The sequence below is a fragment of the Brevundimonas sp. Soil_N_31 genome (genome assembly GCF_057655995.1).
In genome coordinates this window covers 77,249-88,736 of the sequence record NZ_JBDGLE010000004.1, presented here as the reverse complement: position 1 = coordinate 88,736, position 11,488 = coordinate 77,249, and the positions used below count along the sequence as shown (strand labels likewise).

At 69.1% G+C, this 11,488-nt stretch carries 6 protein-coding genes; 5 read left to right on the top strand and 1 reads right to left on the bottom strand.

Annotation, left to right across the window (positions count from 1 at the left end; genetic code table 11):
* Nucleotides 1-33: 33 nt before the first annotated feature.
* From AC3A3G_RS07930 to AC3A3G_RS07920, 3 genes are all read left to right on the top strand, one after another.
* On the top strand, nucleotides 34-1,479 hold the full coding sequence (locus tag AC3A3G_RS07930) for an NAD-dependent succinate-semialdehyde dehydrogenase (RefSeq protein WP_368925097.1): 1,446 nt from the start codon (nucleotides 34-36) through the stop codon (nucleotides 1,477-1,479).
* 347 nt (nucleotides 1,480-1,826) lie between these two features.
* Nucleotides 1,827-3,497 carry an MFS transporter gene (locus tag AC3A3G_RS07925; protein WP_487487922.1) on the top strand — a complete coding sequence of 557 codons (1,671 nt, stop codon included), beginning with the start codon at nucleotides 1,827-1,829 and terminating at the stop codon, nucleotides 3,495-3,497.
* 292 nt (nucleotides 3,498-3,789) lie between these two features.
* Nucleotides 3,790-7,164 carry a hybrid sensor histidine kinase/response regulator gene (locus tag AC3A3G_RS07920; RefSeq protein ID WP_487487921.1) on the top strand — a complete coding sequence of 1,125 codons (3,375 nt, stop codon included), beginning with the start codon at nucleotides 3,790-3,792 and terminating at the stop codon, nucleotides 7,162-7,164.
* 166 nt (nucleotides 7,165-7,330) lie between these two features.
* Here AC3A3G_RS07920 and AC3A3G_RS07915 read toward each other — a convergent pair whose 3' ends face one another.
* The gene (locus AC3A3G_RS07915; protein ID WP_200167997.1) at nucleotides 7,331-7,945 is read right to left on the bottom strand and encodes a response regulator transcription factor; all 615 of its coding nucleotides are present in this window, start codon (nucleotides 7,943-7,945) and stop codon (nucleotides 7,331-7,333) included.
* A gap of 182 nt (nucleotides 7,946-8,127) precedes the next feature.
* Here AC3A3G_RS07915 and AC3A3G_RS07910 point away from each other — a divergent pair, with 182 nt between their 5' ends.
* Nucleotides 8,128-9,477 carry a DcaP family trimeric outer membrane transporter gene (locus AC3A3G_RS07910; RefSeq protein WP_368925093.1) on the top strand — a complete coding sequence of 450 codons (1,350 nt, stop codon included), beginning with the start codon at nucleotides 8,128-8,130 and terminating at the stop codon, nucleotides 9,475-9,477.
* 36 nt (nucleotides 9,478-9,513) lie between these two features.
* Nucleotides 9,514-11,451, top strand: a complete 1,938-nt coding sequence (gene acs / locus AC3A3G_RS07905) for an acetate--CoA ligase (RefSeq protein ID WP_487487920.1) — start codon at nucleotides 9,514-9,516, stop codon at nucleotides 11,449-11,451.
* Nucleotides 11,452-11,488: the final 37 nt, after the last annotated feature.

The window sequence follows — 11,488 nt, the reverse complement described above, 5'->3', positions numbered from 1 at the left end:
TCGGCTCCTCGACCGTGACCAAGGAGCCGCCCCATGTCCGATCCCGCCCGACTGCTGCGTCATCAGGCCTATATCGACGGCCGCTGGATCGACGCCGACGGCGGCGGGACGATCGAGGTGACCAACCCGGCCACGGGCGAGGTGCTGGCCACCGTCCCGGATATGGGCGCCCCTGAGACCCGCCGCGCCGTCGCCGCCGCCGAGGCCGCGATGAAGCCCTGGGCCGCGAAGACGGCGGGCGAGCGCGCCCGCATCCTGCGCCGCTGGTTCGACCTGATGATGAGCGAGCAGGACGCCCTGGGCCGCCTGCTGACCCGCGAACAGGGCAAGAGCCTGACCGAGGCCAGGGGCGAGATCGCCTACGCCGCCAGCTTCATCGAATGGTTCGCCGAAGAGGGCAAACGCACCTACGGCGAAGTCATCCCGACCCACGACGCCTCCAAGCGTCTGATGACGCTGCGCCAGCCGGTCGGGGTGGTGGGCGCGATCACCCCGTGGAACTTCCCCGCCGCCATGATCACCCGCAAGGTCGGCCCGGCCCTGGCCGCCGGCTGCGCCGTGGTGCTGAAGCCCGCCAGCCAGACGCCGCTGTCGGCCCTGGCCCTGGCGGTTCTGGCGGAAGAGGCGGGCCTGCCGCCCGGCCTGTTCAACGTCGTCACCGGCTCGGCCTCGGCCATCGGCGGCGAGCTGACGTCCAATGAGACAGTGCGCAAGATCAGCTTCACCGGCTCGACCGAGATCGGCCGCCTGCTGATGCAGCAGTCGTCGCAGACCATCAAGAAGATGAGCCTCGAACTGGGCGGCAACGCCCCCTTCCTGGTCTTCGACGACGCCGATGTGGACGCCGCCGTGGCGGGGGCCGTGGTCTCCAAATACCGCAACGCAGGCCAGACCTGCGTCTGCACCAACCGCTTCTACGTCCAGGCCGCCGTCCACGACGAATTCGTCGAGAAGCTGACCCGCGCCAGCCAGGCGCTCAAGGTCGGAAACGGCCTGGACGACGGCGTCCAGATCGGCCCCCTGATCGACGAAAAGGCCGTGAGGAAGGTGGAGGAACACGTCGCCGACGCCCTCGCCAAGGGCGCAAGCCTGCTGACCGGCGGCGTCCGCCATGAACTGGGCATGACCTTCTTCCAGCCGACCGTTCTGTCGGGCGTGACCCAGGACATGCAGATGTGCCGCGAAGAGACGTTCGGTCCCGTCTCCGGCGTCGTCCGTTTCGAGACCGAAGAGGAAGGGATCGCCCTGGCCAACGACACCATCTTCGGCCTGGCGGGCTATTTCTACGCCCGCGACCTGAGCCGCGTCTGGCGCGTGGCCGAAGCGCTGGAGACCGGCATGATCGGCATCAACACCGGCCTGATCTCCACCGAGGTCGCGCCGTTTGGCGGGATCAAGCAATCCGGCCTCGGCCGCGAAGGTTCCAGCCACGGCATCGAGGATTATCTGGAGATCAAATACCTCTGCATGGGGATTTAATCCCTCTCCCGATGGGAGAGGGATTGAGCCTCCAAGAGCGAAGCGATTGGCTAAGGCGAAAGGGTGAGGGTTCGAGGTGGAAGTCGGCCGAAGGCCGTGGTTTCCGTGCGACGGCTTACGCCGACTGAGAGGACAAACCCCTCACCCTTTCGCGCCAGAACGATCGCTGCGCTCTCGTGCGCTCAAGCCCTCTCCCGCCGGGAGAGGGAAGCATGATTATTCGACCAAGGTCGCTCTGCGCAAACCGCCGTTCCTGCTGTCACTCTCCCTTCCGACGTCCGGCGCAAAGCACGCCGGGCGCGAGGGAAACGCGCCGCGCATCGCGGCCGCACAGGAAGGGACTGCCCATGACCGACCGCACCATGGGTGCGGCGGACGACGGCGAGCACACGGTCGACAAGAACGACCGGCTGGTGATTCTCGCCTCCTCCGTCGGCACCGTCATCGAATGGTACGACTTCTATCTTTACGGCTCTCTGGCCGCGATCATCTCCGCCCAGTTCTTCTCGGGCGTGAACGAGACCACCGGCTTCATCTTCGCCCTGATGGCCTTCGCCGCAGGCTTCGCCGTGCGCCCGTTCGGGGCCATCGTCTTCGGCCGCATGGGCGATCTTTGGGGACGCAAGAACACCTTCCTGGTGACCATGCTGCTGATGGGCATTTCGACCTTCGTGGTCGGCCTGTTGCCGCCCTATGCGGCCATCGGCATCGCCGCGCCGATCATCCTGGTGCTGATGCGCCTGATCCAGGGGCTGGCGCTGGGCGGTGAATACGGCGGCGCCGCCACCTACGTCGCCGAGCACGCCCCGCACGGCAAGCGCGGCTTCTACACCTCCTTCATCCAGATCACCGCCACCGTGGGCCTGCTGCTCAGCCTGATGGTGATCCTGGGCGTGCGCTTCGCCGTGGGCGAGGAAGCCTTCGTCGAGTGGGGCTGGCGCATTCCTTTCCTGGTCTCGATCCTGCTGCTGGGCGTGTCCCTGTGGATCCGTCTGAAGCTGTCGGAAAGCCCGGCGTTCAAACGCATGAAGGCCGAAGGCAAGGGCTCGACCACGCCCCTGAAGGACAGCTTCATGAAGTGGCCGAACCTGAAGCTGGTGCTGATCGCCCTGTTCGGCCTGGCGGCGGGTCAGGCCGTGGTCTGGTACACGGGCCAGTTCTACGCCCTGTTCTTCCTCGAGAAGACGCTGAAGGTCGATCCGGCCCTGGCCAACATCCTGATCGCCGCCGCCCTGGCGCTGGCGACGCCCTTCTTCATCTTCTTCGGCTGGCTGTCGGACAAGATCGGGCGCAAGCCGATCATCCTGGTCGGCTGTCTGCTGGCCGCCCTGACCTATTTCCCGCTGTTCAACGCCCTGACCGGCGCCGCCAACCCGCGCCTGGCCGCCGCCGTGGCGGAGTCGCCGGTGACCGTCTACGCCGATCCGGCCGACTGCCACTTCCAGTTCGATCCGGTGGGCAAGACCGTCTTCAACAGCTCGTGCGACCTCGCCAAGACCCATCTGGCCAAGGCGGGCGTCACCTATGCCAACGAAGCCGCCCCGGCCGGAACCGTGGCCCAGGTGCGCATCGGCGACCAGGTGGTCGACAGCTTCAACGGCAAAGTCATGCCCAAGGCCGACTTCGACGCCCAGAAGAAGACCTGGGACGCCGGCCTGACCGCCGCCCTGACCGAGGCCGGCTATCCGGCCAAGGCGGACAGCGCCCTGGTCAACAAGCCCATGGTGATCGGCATCCTGTTCCTGCTGGTCCTGTATGTGACCATGGTCTACGGCCCGATCGCCGCCGCCCTGGTCGAGATGTTCCCGACCAAGGTGCGCTACACCTCCATGTCGCTGCCCTATCACATCGGCAACGGCTGGTTCGGCGGCTTCCTGCCGACCACGGCCTTCGCCATGGTCGCGGCCACGGGCAACATCTACTACGGCCTGTGGTACCCCATCGCCATCGCCGTGCTGACCCTGATCGTCGGCGTCCTCTTCGTGAAGGAGGGCAAGGACGTGGATATCCACGACTAAGGCGCGACACCTTTCCTTCTCCCCTTGTGGGAGAAGGTGGCTCGCGGAGCGAGACGGATGAGGGGTGCAGGCGCCCCCCTTGTCCCGGCGCGCGCAGGACTGTCGGAGAACGACTTCAAGAGCGTTGCGTCGCCACCCCTCATCCGAGCGCCTCCGGCGCCCACCTTCTCCCACAAGGGGAGAAGGGTCACGGCGGCGCCAGTATTTCGCCAACCTGCGGGCGGTCCGGCTTCGGCCTGGCCGCCCTCTTTTTCACTTGCCCGCGTGAGCGCGCCCGGCCCAGATGACGCCCATGTTCAGCCTCGCCACCCTGGCCCTGACGGCCTTCTACATGGCCGCCCTGTTCGGCATCGCCTGGTGGTACGAGCGGCCGCAGATCAAGGCGCGGCGCGGGATGCTGGGGCCGTCGCTCTACGCCCTGTCGCTGGCCATCTACTGCACGTCGTGGACCTATTACGGCGCTGTGGGCACGGCCGCGCGCGACGGGTGGGAGTATCTGCCCATCTACGTCGGGCCGATCCTGGGGCTGACCCTGCTGCTGCCGCTGTGGCGGCGCATCGCCTCGGCCGCCCGGCGCGAGAACGTCGGCTCGATGGCCGACTTCATCTCGTCGCGCTACGGCAAGAGCCCGGCGCTGGGCGCGGCGGTGGCGGGCGTCGCCATCCTGGGCTCGGTCCCCTACATCGCCCTTCAGCTCAAGTCGCTGTCGATGGCGGGCGAGATGATTACAGCGGGCACCCCCGTCGCCGGATCCGAGAGCCTGACCGTCCTGGTCATGGCGGCGGTTCTGGCCGGGTTCGCCATCCTGTTCGGCGCGCGACGGCCCGACCTGACTGAGCACAACCGCGGCCTGATCCAGGCCATCGGCATCGAGTCCATCGTCAAGCTGGCTGCCCTGCTGGCCGTCGCCGTTTTCGCCGTCGTCCTGCTGGCCGCCTCGCCCTCGCGTCAGGCCGTGACCGACAGCCTGGGCCAGTTGGGAGCGTGGCCGCATATCGACGCCCGCTTCATGGCCATCACCCTGGTGGCGACCCTGGCCATCTTCTGCCTGCCGCGTCAGTTCCACGTCGCCTTCGTCGAGGGCGGCGATCCGGCCCAGGTGCGCCGCGCGCGCTGGATCTTTCCGTTGTATCTGATCCTGACCACCCTGGCGGTCCTGCCGCTGGTGGCGGCGGGCGGCCTGTTCAGGCCCGAGACCAACCCCGACCTGCTGGTGCTGGCCCTGCCGTTCGGCGCGGGGCAGAGCCTGCTGACCGCCGTGGTCTTCGTCGGCGGCTTCTCGGCCGCCACCGCCATGGTCATCGTCGAGGCCGTGGCCCTGTCGGCCATGGTGTCCAACAATCTGGTCCTGCCGCTGATGGGGGCGGGACGGCGAGGCGGCGCGGCCCAGCCGGACATGGCGCGGACTCTGCTGAACATCCGCCGCCTGGCCATCGTCGGCCTGCTGCTGCTGGCCTGGCTCTATTATCTGGCGATGGACCGCTCCAGCGGTCTGGCGGCGATCGGCCTGGTGTCCTTCGCCGCCCTGGCCCAGTTGGCGCCGTCGCTGTTCGGGGCGGTGCTGTGGCGCGGCGGGCGGGCCAGCGGCGCCCTGGCGGGACTGGCGGCGGGGATGACCGTCTGGGCCGTCATGCTGGCCGCGCCGCAGCTGGCGCCCGGCTTCGGCCTGAACGTCCCCGCCATGCTGGGGCTGGAAGATCCATTCGCGGCGGGGGTCTTCCTCAGCCTGACGCTGAACCTCGGCGTCTTCGTCCTGGTGTCGCGGGCGCGGCCGCCGCGCCTGATCGACCGGGTGCAGGCCCGCGCCTTCGTCGACCGGCTCGGCCCCGACTGGATGGAGGGACGCGGCGGTTCGGCCGGGGCCTCGGTCGGCGACCTGCGCGCCCTTGTCGCCCGCTTCATCGGCGACGAACGGGCCGAGCGCGCCTTCGCCGCCTGGGCGCGCGAAACCGATGTCAGGCTGAAGGACGCCGACCCGGCCGACGCCGCCCTGGCCCGCGCCGCCGAGCGGATGCTGGCGGGCGCCGTCGGCGCCGCTGCCGCCCGCCGCGTCCTGGCCGCCGCCCTGGCCGCCGGAGGCCGCGCGCCCGAGGACGTGGTGCGGATGCTCGACGAGGCGTCCCAGGCCGTTCAGTTCAACCGCGACCTGCTGCAGACCACGCTGGACAACATCGACCAGGGCGTCAGCGTCGTCGACGAAGACCTGCGCCTGACCGCCTGGAACCGCCGCTATGTCGAGATGTTCGGCCTGCCCGCGGGCTTCGTCCACGTCGGCCTGCCCATCGCCGCCGTCTATCGCCTGAACGCCGAGCGCGGCGAGGCCGGCGTGCCGGACCACGAGATCGACTCCTGGGTCGAACGCAGGCTGGAGGCCCTGGCCCGCCGCATCCCCCACGACCACGAGCGCGAACAGCCCGACGGCCGCATCCTGCGCTCGTCCGGGGCGCCCATCCCCGGCGGCGGCTATGCCACCAGCTACACCGACATCACCGCCCTGCGCCGCGCCGCGCGCGAGCTGGAAGAAGCCAACGAACGGCTGGAGGCCCGCGTCGCCGACCGCACCGAACGGCTGGAGGAGGCCCGCCGCACGGCCGAGGACGCCACCGCCTCCAAGACCCGTTTCCTGGCCGCCGCCAGCCATGACCTGCTGCAGCCGCTGCACGCCGCGCGCCTGTTCATCGCGGCCCTGAGGGAAGACGCCGATCTGGCCGGATCGCCCGCGCGCGGCCTGGCGACCAACGCCGACCGCGCCATCGACAGCGCCCACCGCTTGCTGACCGCCCTGCTGAACCTGTCCAAGCTGGAGGCGGGCGGGGTCCAGCCCGCCGTAGCGCCGCTGTCGCTGGGCGGGCTGTTCGACGAACTGGCGCGCGAGTTCGCCCCCGTCGCCCGCGCCAAGGGGCTGACCTTGAAGGTGGCGCCGTCGGCTCTGTGGATCGCCTCGGACCGCGACCTGCTGCGCTCCATGCTGCAGAATCTGGTCGCCAACGCCATCCGCTACACCGACCGGGGGCGGGTGCTGATCGGCGCCCGGCGCGACGGCGAGCGGGTGCAGATCCTGGTCAGCGACACGGGGCGCGGCATCGCCGAGGCCGACCGCCAGGCCGTCTTCGGCGAGTTCGTCCGCCTGCCCGGCGCCCCGGTGGACGAGCCGGGCGCGGGCCTGGGTCTGGCCATCGTGCAGAAGCTGTCGGACCTGCTGGGCCATCCCCTGTCGCTGGCCTCGCGCGTCGGGCGCGGCACGACCTTCCGCGTCGCCGTGCCGCGCGCGGCCGCCCGCTCCGAGCCGGAGACTGTCATCGACGACCGCCGCCTTCCGCTGGCCGGGCTGCGGGTGTTGTGCGTGGACAACGAGCCCGCCATCCTCGACGCCCTGACGGCCCTGCTGGACCGCTGGGGCGCGCAGGCCGTGACAGCGCGCTCGGTCGCGGATGCGCGCGCGGCGGTCGGCCCCTTCGACGCGGCTCTGGTCGACCTGCACCTGGGCGATGACGAGCCGGACGGCCTAGCCGCCGTGGACGGACTGCGCGCGCGGGGGGTCAGGCGCATCGCGCTGGTGACAGCCGACACCCGCGACGGCCTGAAGGAAAAGGCGGCGGCTGCGGGCGCCGTTCTGCTGCCCAAGCCGGTCAAGCCGGCGGCGCTGAAGGCGTTCCTGAGGAGCTGATCTTTCTCCCTCCCCTTCATGGGGAGGGTGGTCGAAGCGAAGCGGAGACCGGGTGGGGAAGGCCGAGCGATACACAGCACGACATCTGACGAACCAAGCCGCCCCACCCGACTTCGGCCTGAAGGCCTCAGCCACCCTCCCCATGAAGGGGAGGGAGAAATCGCGCCTAGAGATCCAACGACTGAGCCAAAATCACCGCCTGGGTCCGGTTCTGCACGCCCAACTTGCGGAAGACGCTGGTCAGGTGCGCCTTGATGGTGGCCTCGGTCACGCCCAGATCGAAGGCGATCTGCTTGTTCAGCCGCCCGACCTTCAGCCCCTCCAGAATGCGCAGCTGCGACGGCGTCAGGCTGGCGATGCGGGCCTGAAGATCGACCTCTTCCTCGCCCGCCGCCTCGACCTCGGGCGCCCAGGTGTCGCCTTCGAGGATGACCCGGATGGCCTCGACCATGGTCGGCAGGGCCGCCGACTTGGGGATGAAGCCCGCCGCCCCCAGCGACAGGGCGCGACGGATGGTCGGCGCCTCCTCGCTGGCCGAGACCACGGCGACCGGGACCGCCGGATGATCGGCGCGGATCAGGGTCAGGCCCGTCATGCCGTCCACGTCCGACAGCTTCAGATCCAGCAGCAGCAAATCGACCGGCGCCGCGCCCAGGGCGGTCTGCGCCTCGGCCAGGCTGGCGCATTCGACGATCTGGGCGCCTTCGGACGCCTTTTCGACAGCCGACTTCAGCGCCGCCCGAAACAGGGGGTGGTCGTCGGCGACGACGATGCGATCCATGAGTGTCCTTCCCACGCGCGGTTCTTGTTTCGTCGGCCGCGTCGCGACGACACCATGCCGCGCCTCGACTTTGGTCGAAACTAGACGAATGGCTAATGGCCGCAAACCCGGAGCGCGCGGAATGCTGCCGTCCTGAGGCCTGCGACAGACGGGTCCGGAACAACGGTCTGGGAGGACCACGCATGGGAAGCTGCCGTTTGTTCGGCGGCGTGGCTGCGGCCGCGCTGCTGCTCGCGCCCGGCGCCGCACTGGCTCAAGACGCCAGCGCCGCTCTGGAAGCCCGTATCGCCCAGCTCGAAGCCGAGCTGAACAGTCTTAAGTCCGAAGTCGCCGCCGCGCGAACGCAGCAGGCCTCGCAAGCTCAGGACATCATCCGCCTGGAGACGCGGCCGGCGCCTGCGCCGACGCCGGTCTCCGCCCCGGCGGCGCCTTCGGACGGCTTCCGCATCGGCGACCACACGGTGAAGTTCGGCGGCTTCATCAAGGTCGACGCCATGGCCTCCAGCTATTCCGGCGGCGACCCGGCCAACGGCGACGCCCTGCGGGACTACCACCTGCCCGGCTCCATCCCGGTCGGCGGTGCGGACGAAGACGTCGCCACCGACTTCAACGCCCGCCAGACCCGCTTCTGGCTGACCACCGACGGCGTGGTCGGCGGTCGCAAGATCGGCACGCGGCTGGAGATGGACTTCCAGACCCTGCCCGGCTCGGGCGACCAGCGCACGACCAGCGGCTCGAACCCCGCCCTGCGCCGCGCCTTCGTCACCATCGACAACTGGCTGATCGGTCAGGAGTGGACCAACTTCCAGAACACCGCCGTCCTGCCGGAATCGGCGGACTTCGTCGGCGCGGCCGAGGGCACGGTCTTCGCCCGTCAGGCCCAGGTCCGCTACACGCGCGGCCCCTTCTCCATCGCGCTGGAGAACCCCGAGACCACCGTTACCCCCTTCGGCGGCGGCGCCCGCATCGTGGCCGACGACAACAGCCTGCCCGACCTGACCGCCCGCTACGCGCTGAGCCGCCCGTGGGGCGACGTGCAGCTGTCCGGGCTGGTGCGCCAGCTGAAGTATCAGAACCCGGCGACCAACATCGATTCCACCGCCACCGGCTGGGGCGTGTCGGCCTCGGCCAAGTTCAAGGTCGGGGCGCAGGACGACATTCGCCTGATGCTGACAGGCGGCGAAGGCATCGGCCGCTATGTCGGGCTGAACTTCTCCAACGACGCGGTGCTGGACGCCTCGGGCGATCTGGAGGCCATCGGCGTGGTCGCGGGCTTCGCCGCCTATCGCCACGTCTGGGCGCCCGGCTGGCGCTCCAGCCTGATCTGGTCGACGCAGAAGGTGGACAACGACACGGCCCTGACCGGCACAGGCGTCAACCGCTCGGCCCAGAGCCTTCACGCCAATCTGATCTGGTCGCCGGTCACGGCGTTTGATGTCGGCGCCGAGGTGATGTTCGCTGATCGCGAACTGGAGTCAGGGCTGGACGGCGACATGACCCGTCTGATCCTGTTCGCCAAATACGGCTTCTGAAGTCGCAAAAGAAAAAGACTGCTGGAGGAAAATCGCGTGTCTGATCCGGAAATCTATCCCGTCCCCGCCGAACTGGCCGCCCGCGCCCACATGGACCGCGCCGGCTATGAAGCGGCCCGGATGCAGGCGCGCGAGACCCCTGAGGCCTTCTGGGCCGAACAGGCCGAACGCCTCGACTGGATGACCTTCCCGACCAAGATCAAGGACGTCTCCTTCAACAAGGCCGACTTCCGCATCCGCTGGTTCGAGGACGGGGTGCTGAACGCCTCGGTCAACTGCATCGACCGCCACCTGCCCGCCCGCAAGGACGAGGTCGCCATCCTCTGGGAAGGCGACGAACCGACCGACAGCGAAACCGTCACCTTCGGCCAGCTTCACGAGCGCGTCTGCCGCCTGGCAAACGTGCTGAAGGCCAACGGCGTCCAGAAGGGCGACCGCGTCACCATCTATCTGCCGATGATCCCCGAGGCGGCCTACGCCATGCTGGCCTGCGCCCGCATCGGCGCCGTGCATTCGGTCATCTTCGGCGGCTTCTCGCCCGACAGCATCGCCGGGCGGATCGAGGACTGCCAGTCGACCTTCGTCATCACCGCCGACGAGGGCTGCCGCGGCGGCAAGAAGGTTCCGCTCAAGGCCAATGTCGACAAGGCGCTGGAGAAGGTCGCGGGCGTGAAGACCGTCGTCGTCCTGCGCCATACCGGCGCAGACGTGCCCTTCGTCGCCGGCCGCGATCTGGACTGGGGCGTCGAGACGGACAAGGCCTCGCCCGACTGCGCGCCCGAGCCGATGAACGCCGAAGACCCGTTGTTCATCCTCTACACCTCCGGCTCGACCGGAAAACCCAAGGGCGTGCTGCACACCACCGGCGGCTATCTGTTCTGGGCCAGCTATACGCATGAGCTGGTGTTCGACTATCGCCCCGGCGAGGTCTTCTGGTGCACGGCCGACGTGGGCTGGGTCACGGGCCACACCTATGTCGTCTACGGCGCCCTGGCCAATGCGGCGACGACCCTGATGTTCGAGGGCGTGCCCAACTATCCCACCGTCAGCCGCTTCTGGGAGGTGGTGGACAAGCACCAGGTCAACATCTTCTACACCGCCCCCACGGCCCTGCGCGCCCTGATGCGCGAGGGCGACGCCCCGGTGAAGGCCTCCAGCCGCAAGTCCCTGCGCCTGCTGGGCACCGTCGGCGAGCCGATCAACCCCGAGGCCTGGCGCTGGTATCACGAGGTCGTCGGCGAAGGCCGCCTGCCCATCGTCGACACCTGGTGGCAGACCGAGACGGGCGGCGCCCTGATCTCGCCCCTGCCCGGCGCCACGGACCTGAAGCCCGGCTCGGCGACCAAGCCCCTGCCCGGCGTCGAGTTGCAGATCGTCGACGCCGAGGGCGGCGTGCTGGACGGCGCGACCGAGGGCAATCTGTGCATCACCGACAGCTGGCCGGGCCAGATGCGGACGGTCTATGGCGACGACCAGCGCTTCTTCGAGACCTATTTCTCGACCTATCAGGGCAAGTATTTCACCGGCGACGGCTGCCGCCGCGACGCGGACGGCTATTACTGGATCACCGGGCGGGTCGATGACGTTATCAACGTCTCGGGCCACCGCATGGGCACGGCCGAGGTCGAGAGCGCGCTGGTCCTGCACGACGATGTGGCCGAGGCCGCCGTCGTCGGCTTCCCTCACGACATCAAGGGTCAGGGCATCTACGCCTATGTCACCCTGAACAAGGGGGTCGAGGCCACCGAAGACCTGCGCAAGGCCCTGATCGCCCAGGTCCGCGAGGAGATCGGCCCCATCGCCGCGCCGGACGTGATCCAGTGGGCGCCGGGTTTGCCCAAGACCCGCTCCGGCAAGATCATGCGGCGCATCCTGCGCAAGATCGCCGAGAACGAACTGGGCGCCCTGGGCGACACCTCGACCCTGGCCGATCCGTCGGTGGTGGACGATCTGGTGAAGAACCGGGCGGCCTAGACTCCCTAAATCCGCTCATCCCGGCGGACGCCGGGAC